This window comes from Agrobacterium sp. SORGH_AS_0745, assembly GCF_030818995.1.
In the GTDB taxonomy this organism is placed as follows: Bacteria; Pseudomonadota; Alphaproteobacteria; order Rhizobiales; family Rhizobiaceae; genus Agrobacterium; species Agrobacterium tumefaciens.
This window is the reverse complement of sequence record NZ_JAUTBI010000004.1, coordinates 353113-370329: the sequence shown is the minus strand read 5'-3', so window position 1 is coordinate 370329 and position 17217 is coordinate 353113. Positions and strand designations below refer to the sequence as shown.

The window sequence follows — 17217 nt, the reverse complement described above, 5'->3', positions numbered from 1 at the left end:
TCAACCGAGGTGCAGATCCCTGTCGCACTCGGTCTCATCATTCCTTGTGACCTCGTCGCTCTCACCTCTTCCGAACAGACAATGCAGCAACGGACATCATCGCGGCAAACTTGGCCGACCTGTCTGGTGACAGCATGGGCTTTGAACTCAACAACAATGCCACCATCGCGACTTGGCAGACAACATTCTTCAGGATCGGTGCCAGCAACGCTGCTTGCATCCCCAGGAGAGCCTATCGCCTTGTAATGCAGGGAGATACCAGTGTGGACGGCGAACTAGCGCGCCTGTTCAAAGCTGACTCCGACAAGCCGCAAGTGCGCGGCGTCGGTAACGATATCGTACACGCAAGCCGGACGCTGGACACAGTTTAACGCGAGCCATACCGTATATGGTCATCCGCGCATGCGATCCTTGTCAAGCCGAGGCCAAAGGTTGCTCTACTATCGACCGGACACGAATTATTCGATCTACCCGCAGGAATTGGTCCTGGCCTAATCTACGATAGCAACCGGCTCATGCTCGAGGCGGTCGACATCTGCATGCAACGCTTTTCACCACAGCGGTCGACCATGAGCTTATCGTCCCATCCGCGGAAGCCTCTACTTTTTTACAGACCTACCTGACAGCCACAGGACCCCAACGTGGACACCTGGAGTTATGGAAACTCGACAGGCGGTCCGGTAAGTCCATTGGTTTCGGCGACGTCGAGCATTGCCCGATCCTGATCCTTCCTGGCAGCTCGCTGGCCGCCGCCGCCCGATTCGCTGTCCTCAGTCGGGCAATCGTCAGCCGTCTCGCTGGGCGGCAGACGGAAGACGGCCCCGCTTGTGCATTGGATTTGCTACGTCGCTTTCCAAGCCGCCCGGTCGCACGTAAATCCTGTCGCGTTGAGTGGTCGCCGACCAGCAGAGAGGAACTACATCGCGTATCCCTCCTCGATCGTGGTTCGGCCAGTGTTCAATACCTGTCGCGCGCAGCAGATTTGATAGTGCTGGATGAAAACCAAGCCGAGGTAAACGTGGATCCCCCCGAGAGGAGATCGAAGCATAGTTGGCCGCCGACAAGCGTGTCGCGCAGCGAACGTCAGATCCTCGCAAAAAACGTTCAGACATAGGTCGGCGCTAGGGATGAGAATGCCGGCTTGTGAATCTCAATCGTTGTGTCGTGGCCAGTCATTGACTGCTCATGCCAGATCAATCCACGCGGGCCCGCGTGGTGCTCTTTGAGCGCAGATGCAGGCGATGACAGTTTCAGGCGCGCGGCGGCGTCGCGAATGAAATCTGAAAAATCACTAAGTGATATCCCATCAGCCTTGAGCAATACGCGGATCAGCGGATCGGTCAGGAGTTCGGACATGGTCAGTTCGCATTCCATTGTTAGCCTCCTGCGGCAAATAGATTTGAAAAGATCTTCAAGTAACACTACCGGATCGAACGACTGCCGGTTACTATCCGAAGATGTAGGAACCCTGCCATGACAGGCGCAGCTTTAACGGATCGATTGCCCGAGGATTCCGGCATTGGCAATCTCGCACCCACCGTGGCGGGTCGAACACTTGCCACGTGTCATCAGCTACCCGACCAAGATCGGGGATAACGGCGATCCGGTTCAACCCTTGATAAACGCCAGAATGTCCGGATTGCCAACGTCCGCATGGGTCGTCAGCATGCCATGTGGATAACCCTTGTAGATTTTCAGCGTGCCATTCTTGAGCATTTTGATCTGCAGTTCAGCCGCGTCGGTATAAGGCACGATCTGGTCGTCGTCGCCCTGGGTAACGAGCGTCGGAACCGTCACCTTCTTCAGGTCTTCCGTCTGATCCGTTTCGGAAAATGCCTTGATACCGTCGTAGGTCGGCTTGGCTCCGCCCATCATGCCCTGGCACACATTCCCCCAATTCCTGAGAGCACACCACAGCACAGAGCGAAGACCGTCATTCGAGCGATATTGCGAACTGACTGCGAGAACCGGACAAAACCACGACCCGGCAGAGGCGCGGTCTCGTCGAAAGCCACGGGCTCCATTTCTTTCGCACTGTTGGGTGATGACATGCTGCGATCCTCCTCTTGCGCGGAAGCGAACCTTCATGGCCTGTTCGAAGAGCACCGGATGAAGGTTTGTTTAATCAGCTCCGGCGCCGCCTCAGCGCGAGGCCGAAGGCGAGAAAGCCACAGCCCTGGAAAAGGAGATCGACGGTAAGCATAGCGCCGAGAAGCCCGAGCCCGACAGTCGGCCAGGTCGCGAGGATGATGACACCGATAACGGTGGTCGCAATGCCGCTGGCAAAGACCCATCCCCAACCCTCGTTTGCGCGCACACGCAGTCCAGTTGCGATCTTGAAGATACCGGCGACGATCAGGAGTGCGCCGATCACCAGCGAGATATCGACTGCGGAGAGAATGGGATCAAAAATCAGAAAGGCACTGGCGATACCGTAGAACAGCCCGCTGACCAGATCAAAAGTGCGGCGGCGCCAGCCATTTGCGGAAAATGCATGTGCTATCTGCAGGACGGCGCCGACGAGCATCATTGCTGCAATGTAGATGACCGACGCGAGCGTGGTGGCGAAGAGGTTGATGCTGGCGACGAAGCCGGCGGCAATCAGTGCGAGGCCAAGAGCCACATACCAGCCCCAGTTGGCGCGGGCTTTTTTTAAAGCGATACTTGGGTTGGCGTTTACGGTGATCATAGTCATGGCGGGCTCCTTTCATGAACGAGTTGGAAAGCGTGGCGGTCCCGGGTAGGAAACCGCAGTAGATGCAAAATCGATTGATGACGGCAGGTATTCTCACCTCGCCGGTACGCCCGGTGGAAACGAAGATGATCTGCGCGCAATCGCGGCGCGCTGGCGCGCCCCCTTCGGGCGTGGCTGTTTGGAACGCCGGAGAAGTTCTTTCTTTCCAGCACCGGTAACCAGCGCGTGCTGCTCGGCATCATCCACTGACCGTCGCTGCCGAGTGATGAGATGGTCTAGCTTTTCGTGCAGTCTGCGGATTTCAAGCTCGGCCTTGAGGTTGACCTTGTAGTCGTTGGTCGACCGGAGCCGGTCCTTCGCCTCCTGCCGCCTCTGGCTCATCATGATCACGGGTGCCTGAAAGGCTGCGATCGTCGAGAGAACGAGATTTAACAAGACGAAGGGATAGTTGTCGAAGGCATCACGCGCCGAAACAAAACTATTGTAGGCCATCCAGGCTGCAAGAACGCTCCCAAAGCCGATGATGAAGGTCCAGCTCCCACCGAACTCCGCGACGAGGTCTGCAACGCGGCTTCCAAGCGTTTCGCTGTCATCGAACTCGGTTTCGGTATTTTCAGCGAGCGTCTCCCGCGACCATATGCTTTCGGCCACTTCGTTTTCGATCGGCGTCAATTCGTCTCGATCCTCACGAAGCAGATCCAGTATCGATTGGCGGCGAAGATCTTCAATCCGACGCCTGTCGATCGTGTCGTCCGGTTTCAGTGAGGGATGGTGGCGGCGCAAGTAATCGGCCACGCCTGGCCTCAACTCGTCGATCCGGCATTCCTGACCTGGCTCGATCAACACACCGGTTACCGCATCGATCGCTCGGACAGCATATGTGTTTTTTGCTGTCGACGGGCCCCGTGGTTTCGGTTCGTCTCTTTCGGTTATGGACAGGGCATTCAAACTGGGTCCCCCAAATTTGTTTGCGGGTGCAAGCGCGGCGCCGACCCCACAGGCAGAACAGGCGTGTGGCAGGTTTCCGCACGCCCCGGCTTGCTTAGTTGGCGGCATGCAGCGTCAGCGCAGTGATGCCTGCCGCGATATTGACGCCTTCTTCGGCCTGCAATGCGATCGGCTGCAGCGCAATAGTGCCGTGCAGACCACCGCCGAGCACCTTGGCGCCGACGCCAACACCGATGGCGGCGTCAGCCGTGATACCGGTATAGGTTCCAGACAGGGCAGCCTCATCGCGGGATGCGGGCGCGAAGACGAGCCAGGAGAGCTTCGCCTTGTTGATTTCGCCGATATCCAGGCCGAATTCAGTTATCGTGCCGGAGTAAGCCTCCTTGGCGGTGCCGTCGCTTGGCGTGAACACGCAGTTCATTTTCTGCTGCGATCCGACGATAACACCGAGACCGGCGGAAACGTCGCAATCGAGGCGTCCGGCTTCGACATGTTCAGCTGCCGTGGCGGAACTCGCGCCAAAACCGATCACAGCGACAAGGGCGAGAGAAGAGATCAGAGATTTACGCATAGGGGGTCCTTTCCAAATGAGGATCAGTTGAGAGTATGCGATCCTATGAAAGGAGCGCGCAGCGGTCGCCGCGGAGAAGAGCCAGCCATTTGGCGCGGTCGACAAGAGTGGGGGGCGCCTGGCCCAGAGATTGGACCAGGCTGGCTCAATTAACGCAGCCAGAAGGTGACGCTGCCGTCAGCAGCCTGCTGAGCGTTCACGATGTCATCGAGGATCGCGCCGCGGCGCACGAGGCGACGGGCAAGCGCCTTGTTGGATTCGATCGCAGCCTGGAGCTTCTGAACTTCCGACGCCGGCAGAGGGACAGCATTTGGGTTTCTGCTGTCACTGTCGCTGGCGCTGTAGTCATTGGTGTATTCAATGTTGAAGGGTTTGTTGAAGGTTGTCAGGGTCTTTTCCAATTCCGGAGCCCAATTCATGCTGGCACTGTCGGCAGAATAGCTGGCCCCGGCAAACGACATTGTGGCGAGGGCTGCGGCGGCTGCAAGTTTCGAGACGCGATTCATAGCTTTTCCTTTCACTGTGGATGGTGAATGCCGCTGACGGATCGCCGGGCGGCATCTCGACCGCGTTTGAAGCGGTGAGAGAAAACTATGGGGTTAAGCAGGAAGGCGAAATCACACACAAGTCTCTGCGACCTAGACCAACGTTTGGTGTTTCGAGACACCGGCATGCCTTGTCGCAAGATGCAAACTGACAGTGATCTGAACCCTTCAAACTGGACCGTTTTTGGTTAGAGTTTTCCGGTGCATTTTTCTGGCTGTGAAAGGAACGGAAGTCGATGAAAGCATCGCAGTTTTCGGACGCACAGAAGGCGTTCATTTTGAAGCAGGGTGATGAAGGAGTGTCGGTGGCGGAGGTCTGCCGGAAAGCAGGGATCAGCCAGGCGACCTATTTCAACTGGAAGAAAAAATACGCGGGCATGCTGCCGCCGGGGATGGAGAAGCTGAAGCAGCTCTAGGACGAGAATGCGCGGTGGAAGAGGATCGTCGCGGACCTGACGCTGGATCGTGAGATGTTGCAGGATGTCATTCGGCGAAATGTATGGTCGGCCCTGTCATTGCAAGGATTTCAAGTTCTGGCGATAGCAGTTTGCGTTAATGTATCCGGCCTCTCGCGAGTGGACTGCTGTTGCAGCCAGGCCCTGATGAGATCCGCACATTCTGTTTCCAAATAGCTTCTTCGGGCACGATTTACAGAATGTCGATCAACTGTCTCGTCATCACCCTCGAACCCTGCAATCTGTCCGGCCCCAACGGCCAGAAAGGCGATCCGGTCAAGCTGTGACCTGACGCAGGTGCGTAGCCCCCGCCTTTGTCAGAACAACCCAAACGATACGGGCCAGCTTGGCAGCCAAAGCTACGGCCACCTTGTTAACGTGCATTCTCTGCCGCAAGGTATCGATCCAGACGCCAAGACGATCCTTTCTCCGATCGAGATGCAGCATGCATGACCGTGCTCCATGAATGATCAGGCGACGAAGTTATCACCGCGCTTATCGTATCGGGTTGCTACTGCACAGAAGTGTTTGATTTTGTTGCAAAACCTCTCGACTTCATTGCACTTCTTGTAGAGTCACTGGTTGAAGAAGGGGATATGCACCCTGCTCGGCATGAGGCGGATGCAAGCCCATGCTCCAACGACCTTGAGTTCCCGCAGCAACCGGCCACTGTCATAAGCACGATCGGCCAGAAGGGTGTTTCTAGCCTGAACAATCTCAAACATATCTGCTTGCGAGCGTCAGTCATGAACCTGGCCTGCTGTTAGTTTAAGCCGGGTTGGACGGCCGTATTCATCAACCAAAGCATGGATTTTGGTTTTCAGCCCGCCACGCGAGCGACCCATTCGATTGGATCGCTCGTCTTTTTTTGACCGTTAGCGGCGTGTTGATGCACGCGGATCGACGAACTGTCGGTCATCTGGATTCGCCATCGTAAGCTTCCGTTATTGCGTTGAAAATAAGCGACCAATGACCCACATGGCGCCATCAATTGAAGCGGTTTACGCAGGTACTATGGGGTCCGTATCGGGCTGGAATATTCGCTTAAGGCGCTCCGGTTCCTAGACTACAGAAGATACCATTCCGTACCACCCAGTCATAAACCCGGGCCTTGCCATGTACCTCACTCGGAAGAAGCGGTTCAATCAACGTCCATTCGAAATCCGTCAAATCAACGAGTGCCATCAATGCCTCCAAATCATGAGGCCAATGAATCACAATTGCTTAAAAAAACGGATTTTATGGGTATGTGATTTAGTCCTCCACCGTAGGCGGAAGTTTGCTTCCCTCATAAGAAAATGCGCGACCCCGCGGTGGATCGCGCATTCCTAACCACGCCTTCGAACATGAACCCTTTTGTGGGGGTAGCTGGCATGATGCCCTCACGTCGGCGACGACAAGCAGAACGTGGATTGAGCCAGCGCAGTATTGCGCTCGCTTACCAGCCGTAGCCGGGTCCGAATGGACCGTCAAATTCTGGGAAATCAGGCCCCCAACCGGACCAATCCCAGTTTGCGTCTCGATAGGTCTGCGCGGCCAGAAGCTGCCGATCGGCAATCCGCTCCTGCTTCTTGGTTGCCTGGTAGGAACCGTAGGCTTTCTGGGTTCCGACATAGAGGCAATTGCAATTGACCGGATCGGCATAGACGTAGCTGACGGTATTCCCCTTGCTACGCATCAGGAATTTGTTCGGCGGCAGCCGCTTGAGCATCGCGACACGCGCCGACGTGTTTGCCGGCCGCGCAACGAAGCCTGCGGCTGCAAGGTCATTTTCCTTGTGTTGAACGCTTTCGGCGGACGTCTGGCATGCCGCGAGCGCCAGAGACAACGTGGTTGTCGCAATAATGGCGAAGCCAGTCCTGCAGTTGCTCGCGGCAAATTTCGTAAGGGGCATAGTTACTCTCCGGTTTGAATTGAACAGGGAGAAATTCGAACTTTCTTGCCGCGCAGGAAATCATACCTGTGGTCAACCAGCCCATCCCTTCGTATGGCCGCCCGCTCAGCGGCTGGCGAGCGACAGACCCGTCACCCCAACGGCAAAGTTGAGGCCATGTCCCTGAAGTAGGTAGGGTCGGAGCACAACACCGCTGCCGTCGCTTTTCTTCAACACGATGGCATGGCCTGGCATGTTGAGTTCGGGGCCGGCCGGGGAGGCGCTGTATGACCCGGCAAAATCGGCGTTCGGGGCTGCGCCGAGTACGAGCCAGGTCATATGACCGTCGTCGACCTCCGCGGCATCAATAGCGACATCGGTTATGCGACCATCGTAACGGGTCGCCACACCATCGGTGGCAGAGAAAAAGTCGCAGACGACATTTTCCTTCGCGGCGACCGGCGTGTCCCCATTCGAGGTGACTTCACATCTCATCGTTCCGGCAGGCTGGTCGTCAACTGTCTGTGCGTGACTCATCTGGGCAAACGATGCCGTGGATATCAGGACGACTGCAATTCTCAAGGACATACGGCTCATCGAGCTCTCCGTTTTTTGGGGTTGGAATGCGCGCATCCAAAAAACTAGCCCCGGGGCGCCAGCGCAAACATCATCCCTACATTTACTCGCCCCCTACATGGGTATTGATCATCCGCCTCGGAGGCAGATAGGGCTGGCGCGGACGTCCACCCCTTACCTATGTGCAGGGGTAGCTAGACCAGCGCATAGATTACGCTCCATCACGCTTCCGGTATCTTTTTATAGAACGCGCACATTGACGGCATCGGGCACGAAGACTGCTTGCCGGTCGCGCCCTCGTCCCTGGAAATCGGAGCGCAATATGAAGTCCTCACATGGCGACAGTCGGTACAGTGTCAAAATGCATCACACGATGGCATTGCTCGGAATCTTGGGCGCCTCGGTCGGGGTAGTCGCGATCTCGGCGATTGCTCTGGAATTTCTGCCCTTACCGGCTTTTGCCTTAGACAGGCCACCGGTAGGTGTGCCGGTAGAGGTTGCAAACCCAAAGCGGGAAAACGTGCCAGTTTATCTCAATAGCCTTGGCTTCGTTCAGTCAGAAAACACTGTCAACATCACGCCACAGATCAGCGGACAGTTGGAGAGCGTCAGCTTTGTCGAGGGCCAGCAGGTTCACAAGGGTGATCTGCTGGCCGTCATCGACCCTCGTCCGTTCCAGGCGGCAGTCGATGAAGCCGCGGCCAAGACTGCGCAGGATCAAGCCAATCTTGCCAATGCTCAATATCTGCTGGAGAAAGACACGAGACTCGCAGGTCAACAAATCGTCACCCAGGAGGAACTGGAACAGCAGCGGGCTCAAGTAAACGCGCTCAGCGCTCAGCTACAGCAGGACCAGAGCGCCAAGGAAAACGCCGACATATCGCTGAGCTACACTCAGATACGATCACCCATTGATGGTCGCACTGGCATTCGGCAAATCGACCCCGGCAATCAGGTTTCCCCAAGTGGTGCGACCCCGATCGTTACTATTACCCAAATGGATCCGATTTCTGTGATCTCGACATTGCGCGAGGGCGATCTTGAAAAGGTTAAAAGCGCTTTGGCTGCCGGACCGGTCGAGGTCAGGGCGTTGTCAATGGACATGACAACGGAGCTCGGGAGCGGCGATGTCCTTCTGATCGACAATGAGATCAATCAGGACACCGGCACGATAAAGATCAAATCTACGTTCGCCAACCCGCAGGCAAAACTCTGGCCGGGCCAGTCCATCTCTCTACGTATCCTTCAAAAACTCCTTCCTGACGCCCTCACGGTGCCGTCCGCTGCGCTGCAACGCGGACCGGATGGCTACTTCCTCTACGTCGTAGATTCCGATGGGAGGGCGCAGGTGAAGAATGTAACAGTCGGGCCGATCGAGGAACATTTTGCCATGATCGCAAGCGGTTTGGCGGCAACCGACGATGTCGTTGTGACGGGACAATACCGGCTTTCCCCAGGTACCGCGGTGGACGCGACGCCCGTTGCAGCCCCAACCGCAGCGAAGGAGTAGCCGATGTCGATATCCTCCTGGTTCATCAAGCGGCCCATCGCCACCTCGCTGTTCATGGTCGCTCTCTTTGCGGTCGGGGTCGCTGCCTATCCCTTCCTGCCGGTTGCGGCATTGCCACAGATTGATTTTCCGACGATCCAAGTCTCGGCGCAATTACCTGGTGCGGACCCGCGCACGATGGCCACGTCTGTCACGCAGCCGCTTGAAAGGCAGTTCGCACAGATCCCCGGCGTGTCGCAGATGACTTCCACTAGTACGTTGGGAAGCAGTTCTATCATCCTGCAATTCGATCTCTCGCGCGACATCGACGGCGCAGCACAGGACGTGCAGACCGCGATCAACGCTGCGGGCGGCCAACTGCCGACAGGTCTGCCCTCTCCCCCCACCTACAGGAAGGTAAATCCGGCCGACCCGCCGATCATGATCCTTGCCCTGACTTCCGCCGAGATCCCCCTGACGGCCGTCGACGACTATGCAGAAAATGTGCTCGCCCAGCATATCAGCCAGCTTAGCGGAGTCTCGCAGGTGGTCGTTTTTGGTCAGCAGAAACCGGCGATACGGGTGCAGGTCAACCCGTCAGAGATTGCAGGTCGAAACCTCGGTTTGGAAGACGTCCGAAGTGCAATCTCAACACTTTCAACCGATGCGCCGAAAGGCACCATTCAGGGGGCCTCGCGTACCTATACGATCTACGACAATGACCAGTTGCTCGACGCAGAAGGTTGGAACGAAGCGATCGTTGCCTACAAGGGTGGCGCTCCCGTTCGAGTCAAGGACATAGGTCAGGCCGTCAGCGCGCCTGAGAATATGCAGCTTGCAGCATGGGCGAATGGCAAGCCGGCGATCCTGCTGCCGATCTTCAAACTGCCAGGCGCGAACGTGATTGACACGGTGGCGGCTATAAAGGCCGCCATGCCGCAGTTGAAGGCGATTTCGCCCGGTGCGGTCGACATCTCGATCCTCAGCGACCGTACCGAAACCATCCAGGCATCGGTTCTGGATGTCGAGACGACGCTTGCGATCACTATTGGCCTCGTCGTTATGGTCATCTTCGTCTTCTTGAGAAGCTTCTGGGCGACTGCTATCCCTAGTGTGACCGTGCCTTTGGCGCTGATGACGACTTTGGCGCTGATGTATGTCGCCGGCTTCAGCCTGGATAACCTTTCACTCATGGCATTGAGTATTGCGATCGGCTTCGTCGTCGACGATGCGATCGTCATGGTCGAGAACATCCAGCGCCATATCGAAATGGGCAAATCGCCGCGCGTGGCGGCATTCGATGGGGCAGCCGAAATAGGCTTTACGATTGTCTCGATCAGCGCATCTCTGGTTGCAGTGTTCATACCGCTTCTCCTGATGGGCGGTCTGGTCGGCCGACTCTTTCAGGAATTCGCACTCACGGTAACGATGACGATCGTTGTGTCAGCAATCGTGTCACTGACAGTCACTCCAACTCTCGCTGCTCGTTTTCTGGAACCCGAAGTGCAGGCTAAGCGTGGCCCGATATTCATGGCCTTCGAGAAGGGCTTTGACGCACTGCTTGCCGGCTATCGCCGAACGCTGGATCTGGCGTTGAGATTTCATGCCCTTACCTTCTCGGTATTCCTCGCCTCGATGGTCGCAACTGCTATTCTCTTCATCGAGATCCCGAAGGGATTTTTCCCGACCCAGGACACGGGATTGCTGATCGGTCAGCTAGAGGCGTCTCAAGACATATCATTCGCCCAGATGGTTCGACTGCAAAAGCAGGCGGGCGCCATCATACAAAGCGATCCGGATGTCGCGACGATCGGGATGGCGGTCGGTGGTGGCGCCGGGACAACGGTCAATATCGGCCGGATGTTCATCACGCTAAAACCCCACGACCAGCGCACGGCATCAGCCAGCGACATCATTCGCCGGCTCAATCCGAAGCTGGAGCAGATGAACGGCGCCCAAATTTTCCTGCAGCCGGCCCAAGACATCAATGTTGGTGGTCGCGCATCGGCAACCCAGTATCAATACACTCTGCAGGACGCCAGCGGATCAGAGCTCGATGAATGGGCAGGTAAACTGCTTGCCAAATTCAAGACAGTTCCGGAATTGGCAGATGTCGCCTCTGACCAGCAGAATGGCGGCGCGACGATCACGCTTGCGATCGACCGCGATCAGGCTGCGCGTTTCGGCATCGAAGCACAGACGATAGACAACACGCTTTACGATGCCTTTGGTCAGCGCCAAGTCGCCCAGTTTTTCACTGACGTCAACAGCTACCACGTCGTCCTGGAGGTCAGTCCCGGCTTCAAGGACAGTCCGGCGGCCATCGATGGTCTTTACATCAAATCGCCGCTGACTGGCGAGCAGGTTCCGCTTAGCCTTCTGGTGAAACAGTCGACGGGACCAACTGCGGTTCTTGCCGTCACACATCAGAGCCAGTTCCCGTCCGTGACGCTGTCATTCAATCTTGCGAAAGGCGTGGCGCTCAGCCAGGCCGTTAGTGCCATCGGCACCGCGCAGAACCAGATTGGCACGCCAGCATCATTGACAGGCACCTTTCAGGGTAATGCGCAGGCCTTCCAGTCGTCATTGGCAAGCGAACCGCTTCTGGTGCTTGCCGCGCTTTGTGTCATCTACCTCATTCTGGGGGTGCTTTATGAAAGTTACGTCCATCCGGTAACAATCCTCTCAACGCTTCCCTCGGCCGGGCTTGGGGCACTTGCGATGTTGTGGGGCTTTGGCTTCGACTTCACAATTATCGCATTGATCGGGGTGATCCTTCTGATTGGTATAGTGAAAAAGAACGGCATCTTGATCGTCGACTTCGCGCTCGAAGCTCAGCGGGACTTGGGATTGACACCACAAGAGGCGATCCGCCATTCCTGTCTTCAGCGCTTTCGCCCGATATTGATGACGACCTTTGCGGCATTGCTCGCGGGCGTCCCGCTGATGTTGGGACATGGTACCGGATCAGAGTTGCGCCAGCCACTCGGCTACACGATTGTCGGGGGCCTGATCATCAGTCAGTTCATGACGCTCTATACAACACCGGTTGTCTATCTCTATCTCGAGCGGCTTAGCCATCTGTTTGGACAAAAAAGTCCCTTATCTCAGCAGCCCAAGCCACGCGAACAGCAATGATGCGGCATTCTCTTTGAACGAACGGCAATCTGTGGTGCGCGTCTATAGCACCTATGCTTCTGTATAGCTTCGGACGTCCCCTTGAGCTGCTAGGCTTGCCAACGATCAACTGTGGAGACCCCCGATGACGAAAAAGCGCCCAGACGGCATTAAGGCATATAATGAACCGGCAGGCGGCTGGGGAGCTCTGAAAGCTGTTGCCGAGACGCTCGCCAGGCAGCAGGTGGTTGCACAAGGCACGGCAACATTGCTGAAAGCGAACCAGCCTGAAGGTTTCGACTGTCCCGGCTGCGCCTGGCCCGACCCGAAACATACCTCGTCGTTCGAGTTTTGCGAAAACGGTGCAAAGGCGATCACCTGGGAATCGACTGCCAAGCGCGTCAGCCCCGATTTCTTCGCCGACCATACGGTTGCCGAGCTTTGGAAATGGACCGACCACGAGCTGGAAAACCAGGGGCGGCTGACGCACCCGATGATCTACGATGCAAAGATCGACCGCTATCAGCCAATCGAATGGGACGAAGCCTTTCGCCTTATCGGCAAGGAGTTGAACACCCTCGAAAGCCCGCATCAGGCCGAATTCTACACATCGGGCCGCGCCTCGAACGAAGCCGCTTTCGTCTATCAAGCCTTCGTGCGTGCCTTCGGCACCAACAATTTCCCGGACTGTTCGAACATGTGCCACGAGGCGACCAGTGTCGGACTTCCGGAATCGATCGGTGTCGGCAAAGGAACGGTCACGCTCGAAGACTTCGACCACTGCGATGCGATCTTCAGCTTCGGGCACAATCCGGGCACCAACCATCCGCGCATGATGACGACTCTGCATGAAGCGTCGCGTCGAGGCACGCCGATTGTCGTCTTCAATCCGTTCAAAGAGCGGGCGCTCGAGAAATTCGCGGCCCCCCAGGATCCGATCGAGATGGCGACCTTCTCCTCGACAGAGATCGCATCCGCCTATCATCAGGTTCGCACCGGCGGCGATCTCGCGGCACTCAAGGGCATGATGAAACTTATCTTCGAACGGGACGCCGCTGATCTCGCAAAGGGCGGACCAGGTGTCCTCGACCGCGCCTTCATAGCGGAACACACCCTTGGCATCGACGAGTTGCGCCGTGACGTCGAAGAGACCAGCTGGGACCAGATCCTGTATTATTCCGGCCTCTCGCGTGCTTCAATTGAAAGCGCGGTAGACGTCTATCTTAAGGCCAAGAATGTCATCCTCTGCTATGGCATGGGTCTCACCCAGCATGCGAACGGAACGCATAACGTTCAGCAGGCCGCAAATCTCCTGTTGCTGCGTGGTAATGTTGGGCGCAACGGTGCCGGGATATGTCCGGTCCGCGGCCACTCGAACGTCCAGGGCGACCGGACTGTTGGGATTACTGAAATTCCCAATGCAGCACTTCTCGACGGCATGGAACGTGCCTTCGGATTCCGGCCGACGGGCGATAAGGGCCACAATGCGGTCGAGGCAATCGAAGCTATCGCAGAAGGCCGCTCTAAAGCGCTGATCTGCCTCGGGGGCAATCTCGCGGTCGCCATGTCGGACCCGACGGTGACCTTTCCCGGTATGCGCAAGCTCGATCTTGCCGTCCACATTTCGACGAAGCTGAACCGGTCGCATCTTTTGACCGGAAAGACCTGCATCGTTTTGCCATGTTTCGGCAGGACCGACCTCGATACACAGGCGTCAGGACCACAATCCGTGACGGTCGAAGATTCCATGTCAATGGTGCATGCCTCGCGCGGTTTCCTCAATCCACCAAGCCCTTTCCTCAAATCCGAACCCGCTATTCTGGCTGGAATCGCCCAGGCAACGCTCGGGGATAAATACGGGATCGACTGGGCGGGGATGATCGATAATTACGACCGGATCCGTGACAAGATCGAGATCGTTTTCCCCGACTTCAAGGATTTCAACAGGCGCGTGCGTGTACGTGGAGGTTTCAGGCTTAACATCCCTGCTTCACATCGCGAATGGCGCACTACGTCCGGAAAGGCGAATTTCCTGATTTCCTGCGGTCTGGACGAGGATCCGAGGCTGAAGGATCCCGAAACGCTTGTGCTGGCCACGATGCGTAGCCACGACCAGTACAATACGACTGTCTACGGACTAGACGACCGATATCGAGGCGTCTTTGGCCGGCGCGATGTCATCTTCATTAGCGCTGCCGACCTCAAGGCTCGCGGCCTGCAGGACGGCGATCGGATCGACGTGGTTGCGGTTACCACAGGACCGGAGAGGTCGGTTCGCGGATATACTGCCGTCGCCTATGACCTTCCCCAAGGTTCGGTCGGCGGCTATTATCCGGAAATGAACGCTGTCGTCGCCCTGACCCATTACGATCACAAGTCCGGAACACCAGCCTACAAGGGCGTTCCGGTCAAGATCTTTCGCTCCCAGACTGGCTAAGAAGGAGAAGCGACCTTAACATGGCTTGAGGAGGCAATGGAAATACTGATATTATGATCGCCTCTCGAACCTCCTATGCGGTCGTCTACATCGTCGACGGCGATCGTTCGATGCGTGAACCACTTGTTGATCTGTTCACGTCGATATCGATGGACGCCCTTGCCTTTGGGGATACCGCATCCTTCCTCGCGGCCGCCAGATCCGGGGCGCGGTGCATCCTGCTTGATATTCGACTGCCGCATGTCGACGGGCTCGAATTGCAGGCACATCTCAATGCCAAGTGAAACAAGATGTCGAACATCTTCATGCCGGCTATGGCCACATCCCCATGACCGTGATGGCCATAAAGGCATGGGCATCCGACTTCATGACGAAGCCCTTTGGAGAAAAGGCTCTCCTGGATGCCGTCTCCGTAGCACTTGAGCGCGACGCCGAAATCCGCAGAGGTGACGCTGACCTAGAGGCGGCGGCGGCGCTTTAAGAGACCTTGACTGCCCGCGAACAGGAGGTGATGCAGCTTGTGGTCCGCTGGCTCATGAACAAGCAGATAGCCTTTGAACTTGGGATCATGGAAGTCACCGTCAAGCTCCATCGCGGCAACGTGATGCGCAAGATGGACGTGCGATCATTTGCGGACCTGGTGAGGATCGGTGAGGCGCTCGGCTACGGAAAGCAGCCGTGATCTAGCCTTGTTGCGCCTGTATCCAGCAACGCTAAAACGTTACCGTCAATGAGGCACCACGCGGCTCGGACAGGTGAATATCTCGAAGTCCTCTCCTCGGGCGAGGGCGATGAGCGTTACACCGGCGGCCTCGGCGGTGCGAATGGCAAGGGCAGTGGGTGACGAGACTGCGATCAGTACAGGACAGCCGAGCATCACGGTTTTTTGGACCATCTCCACCGAAATCCTGCTCGTTACGACGACCGCTCCCCGGTGGCGATCCACGGCTGAACGGATCGCATGTCCGCAGAGCTTGTCCAACGCGTTGTGCCGACCCACATCCTCGCGCGCCGCGACCAAACCTATCTCCGGAAGGTACAAACCCGCCGCGTGTACGGCTCTGGTTTCCCTGTGAAGTTTTTGAGCGCCGTACAGCTTGGCAGTCGCGGCAACGACCGCTTCATGGCAGATCTGGAACCGGATGGATGAAAGGTCCGGCAACGTCCTCATCGCCTGATCGATCGACTCGATCCCGCACAGTCCGCAACCGACAGGCCCAGCCATGTTGCGTTTGCGTGCTCGCAACATTTCGTTGACGTCATCCACCAGCGAGATCTGCAGATCGATGCCCAGGTCTCCTTCGACAATATCGACAGAGCGGATTTGGGAAATATTCTCGATAACACCTTCCGTCAGGCTGAAGCCGATAGCGAAATCCACAAGGTCGTCCGGTGTAGCCATCAACACGGCGTGCGATGAGCCACCATAGGATATCGCGATCGGGACTTCCTCGGGCACACAGAGAACGCTGTTTCTTTCTGTCCATTTATCCCGGATCGAGCGTGTCAGCATCGATTGCAGGGTCGGCCTCAGAAACGTCATCGAACTAGCACCTTCAAAGTATCAGACTTTGCGAGCATTCTCTGGAGGGTGCGTCGGTGCATCGACAGTCGGCGGGCAGTTCGCGAAACATTGGCTCCACATGAAATCAACACCTGTCGTATGTGCTCGTCACGCACTGCATTCGGGCCTTGGAGGCATTCGATCCGGGTCGAGCATCTCAAATCTTTCTCCAGCAGAATTGCCAGAACAAATTCGACTGACATGGGCTTCGGCAGAACATCTGCCGCTCCGGCTCGTGTCATGGCAACAGCTGTCGGCACACTGCAATACGCGCTGTGGACGATCGTTCTGCAATCGGGATGATGGGCCGCAAGCATTTGTAACACGTCATGTGCTTCACCATCGTCGAACACCAGTTCAGTCACGCAGAACGATATCCTCGAGGAGAGGATGTGGGCAATAGCACCCTCGATATTCCTTGCGATGAGAACCTGAAAACCACCATGGACCGCCTTCTGGACCATGTCGGATTCCGGTGCCTGGGCAGGGTCGACGATAAGAACCGTCAGACGCTCGCAGGCCCCGATCAATACCTTGCCGAAAAGTTCTTCTGCCATGCGGGTCAATCTCCGATTATGATCGAAGGTTACGGAGAACGCCGAGATATCTAAACTATACGTTGGGTTAGGTCGCACCATACGTGTTGGCGGATCAGATGGAATGACCAAGATTTCGCAGGCTCTAATGACGGTGGCAGAACGACAGATTTGCCTTGTAATTCAGGTGTTCCCGCGCGGTTTCCGAAACTCGATCCGCTCCTACACTCATGTATAGTTACAGCTCCCTGCAGCTTGGTCTAGCGTTCTCGGAGTTGTGCCGCTGTTGACGGCATCCAGATCTCTTCAGCTTGAGAACAATGACGTCGGCGATCTCAATCTCTTCGAAAAACTACCGGCGAGCATGCCGCCGGCATGGAGAGGATCGTCACGTTCACAAAAGGAGCCGCA

The 17217-nt window shown here is 56.7% G+C and carries 13 protein-coding genes and 5 pseudogenes; 6 read left to right on the top strand and 12 right to left on the bottom strand.

What is annotated here, in order from left to right:
* Positions 1 to 134: 134 nt before the first annotated feature.
* Positions 135 to 371 (top strand): hypothetical protein, encoded by a 237-nt coding sequence (locus QE432_RS25380; RefSeq protein ID WP_111799849.1) that lies wholly within the window; start codon positions 135 to 137, stop codon positions 369 to 371.
* 733 nt (positions 372 to 1104) lie between these two features.
* Here QE432_RS25380 and QE432_RS25375 read toward each other — a convergent pair.
* From QE432_RS25375 to QE432_RS25350, 6 genes and pseudogenes are all read right to left on the bottom strand, one after another.
* Entirely contained in the window at positions 1105 to 1374 is a 270-nt protein-coding gene (locus tag QE432_RS25375; protein WP_060642936.1) for a hypothetical protein, read from the bottom strand.
* 234 nt (positions 1375 to 1608) lie between these two features.
* Positions 1609 to 1881 (bottom strand): annotated as a pseudogene (locus tag QE432_RS25370) (alpha/beta fold hydrolase); the annotation flags it as partial.
* Positions 1882 to 2125: 244 nt separating this feature from the next.
* On the bottom strand, positions 2126 to 2695 hold the full coding sequence (locus QE432_RS25365; RefSeq protein WP_082546263.1) for an HdeD family acid-resistance protein: 570 nt from the start codon (positions 2693 to 2695) through the stop codon (positions 2126 to 2128).
* Between the two features lie 93 nt (positions 2696 to 2788).
* On the bottom strand, positions 2789 to 3490 hold the full coding sequence (locus QE432_RS25360; protein WP_060642938.1) for a DUF1003 domain-containing protein: 702 nt from the start codon (positions 3488 to 3490) through the stop codon (positions 2789 to 2791).
* A gap of 247 nt (positions 3491 to 3737) precedes the next feature.
* Entirely contained in the window at positions 3738 to 4214 is a 477-nt protein-coding gene (locus QE432_RS25355) for a DUF992 domain-containing protein (RefSeq protein ID WP_112292368.1), read from the bottom strand.
* A gap of 149 nt (positions 4215 to 4363) precedes the next feature.
* A complete protein-coding gene (locus QE432_RS25350; RefSeq protein ID WP_060642940.1) occupies positions 4364 to 4720 on the bottom strand; it encodes a hypothetical protein in 357 nt (118 codons plus the stop codon).
* 275 nt (positions 4721 to 4995) lie between these two features.
* On the opposite strand from QE432_RS25350, the pseudogene QE432_RS25345 reads away from it, so the two are divergent.
* Positions 4996 to 5253: pseudogene (locus tag QE432_RS25345) on the top strand (transposase); the annotation flags it as partial.
* A gap of 237 nt (positions 5254 to 5490) precedes the next feature.
* On the opposite strand, the pseudogene QE432_RS26720 reads toward QE432_RS25345, so the two are convergent.
* The 4 genes and pseudogenes from QE432_RS26720 to QE432_RS25325 form a co-directional block, all read right to left on the bottom strand.
* Positions 5491 to 5697 (bottom strand): annotated as a pseudogene (locus tag QE432_RS26720) (IS110 family transposase); the annotation flags it as partial.
* A pseudogene (locus QE432_RS25335) lies at positions 5685 to 6399 on the bottom strand (IS5 family transposase). The pseudogenes QE432_RS25335 and QE432_RS26720, both read right to left, overlap by 13 nt.
* 253 nt (positions 6400 to 6652) lie before the next feature.
* On the bottom strand, positions 6653 to 7108 hold the full coding sequence (locus QE432_RS25330; RefSeq protein ID WP_060642941.1) for a hypothetical protein: 456 nt from the start codon (positions 7106 to 7108) through the stop codon (positions 6653 to 6655).
* Positions 7109 to 7213: 105 nt separating this feature from the next.
* Positions 7214 to 7684 (bottom strand): DUF992 domain-containing protein, encoded by a 471-nt coding sequence (locus tag QE432_RS25325; protein ID WP_060642942.1) that lies wholly within the window; start codon positions 7682 to 7684, stop codon positions 7214 to 7216.
* A gap of 301 nt (positions 7685 to 7985) precedes the next feature.
* Between QE432_RS25325 and QE432_RS25320 the strand changes: the two genes are divergently transcribed.
* From QE432_RS25320 to QE432_RS25305, 4 genes and pseudogenes are all read left to right on the top strand, one after another.
* Positions 7986 to 9173, top strand: a complete 1188-nt coding sequence (locus QE432_RS25320) for an efflux RND transporter periplasmic adaptor subunit (protein WP_245482009.1) — start codon at positions 7986 to 7988, stop codon at positions 9171 to 9173.
* 3 nt (positions 9174 to 9176) lie between these two features.
* Positions 9177 to 12290 (top strand): efflux RND transporter permease subunit, encoded by a 3114-nt coding sequence (locus QE432_RS25315; RefSeq protein ID WP_060642944.1) that lies wholly within the window; start codon positions 9177 to 9179, stop codon positions 12288 to 12290.
* A 124-nt stretch (positions 12291 to 12414) separates the two neighbouring features.
* Positions 12415 to 14706 (top strand): FdhF/YdeP family oxidoreductase, encoded by a 2292-nt coding sequence (locus QE432_RS25310; RefSeq protein ID WP_112292369.1) that lies wholly within the window; start codon positions 12415 to 12417, stop codon positions 14704 to 14706.
* Between the two features lie 53 nt (positions 14707 to 14759).
* A pseudogene (locus QE432_RS25305) lies at positions 14760 to 15388 on the top strand (response regulator transcription factor).
* Between the two features lie 45 nt (positions 15389 to 15433).
* On the opposite strand, the gene fdhD reads toward QE432_RS25305, so the two are convergent.
* Both fdhD and QE432_RS25295 read right to left on the bottom strand, forming a co-directional pair.
* Positions 15434 to 16219 (bottom strand): formate dehydrogenase accessory sulfurtransferase FdhD, encoded by a 786-nt coding sequence (gene fdhD, locus QE432_RS25300; RefSeq protein WP_111790823.1) that lies wholly within the window; start codon positions 16217 to 16219, stop codon positions 15434 to 15436.
* 26 nt (positions 16220 to 16245) lie between these two features.
* A complete protein-coding gene (locus tag QE432_RS25295) occupies positions 16246 to 16827 on the bottom strand; it encodes a response regulator transcription factor (RefSeq protein WP_162692097.1) in 582 nt (193 codons plus the stop codon).
* Between the last annotated feature and the right edge of the window lie 390 nt (positions 16828 to 17217).

Excerpts from the sequence above, each read along its gene's own strand:
- QE432_RS25315 (WP_060642944.1), top strand. The coding sequence starts at position 9,177 with ATGTCGATATCCTCCTGGTTCATCAAGCGGCCCATCGCCACCTCGCTG.
- QE432_RS25295 (WP_162692097.1), bottom strand. The coding sequence starts at position 16,827 with ATGGCAGAAGAACTTTTCGGCAAGGTATTGATCGGGGCCTGCGAGCGT.
- QE432_RS25375 (WP_060642936.1), bottom strand. The coding sequence starts at position 1,374 with ATGGAATGCGAACTGACCATGTCCGAACTCCTGACCGATCCGCTGATC.
- QE432_RS25330 (WP_060642941.1), bottom strand. The coding sequence starts at position 7,108 with ATGCCCCTTACGAAATTTGCCGCGAGCAACTGCAGGACTGGCTTCGCC.
- QE432_RS25365 (WP_082546263.1), bottom strand. The coding sequence starts at position 2,695 with ATGACTATGATCACCGTAAACGCCAACCCAAGTATCGCTTTAAAAAAA.
- QE432_RS25380 (WP_111799849.1), top strand. The coding sequence starts at position 135 with ATGGGCTTTGAACTCAACAACAATGCCACCATCGCGACTTGGCAGACA.
- QE432_RS25355 (WP_112292368.1), bottom strand. The coding sequence starts at position 4,214 with ATGCGTAAATCTCTGATCTCTTCTCTCGCCCTTGTCGCTGTGATCGGT.
- QE432_RS25350 (WP_060642940.1), bottom strand. The coding sequence starts at position 4,720 with ATGAATCGCGTCTCGAAACTTGCAGCCGCCGCAGCCCTCGCCACAATG.
- QE432_RS25310 (WP_112292369.1), top strand. The coding sequence starts at position 12,415 with ATGACGAAAAAGCGCCCAGACGGCATTAAGGCATATAATGAACCGGCA.
- fdhD (WP_111790823.1), bottom strand. The coding sequence starts at position 16,219 with ATGCTGACACGCTCGATCCGGGATAAATGGACAGAAAGAAACAGCGTT.
- QE432_RS25320 (WP_245482009.1), top strand. The coding sequence starts at position 7,986 with ATGAAGTCCTCACATGGCGACAGTCGGTACAGTGTCAAAATGCATCAC.
- QE432_RS25325 (WP_060642942.1), bottom strand. The coding sequence starts at position 7,684 with ATGAGCCGTATGTCCTTGAGAATTGCAGTCGTCCTGATATCCACGGCA.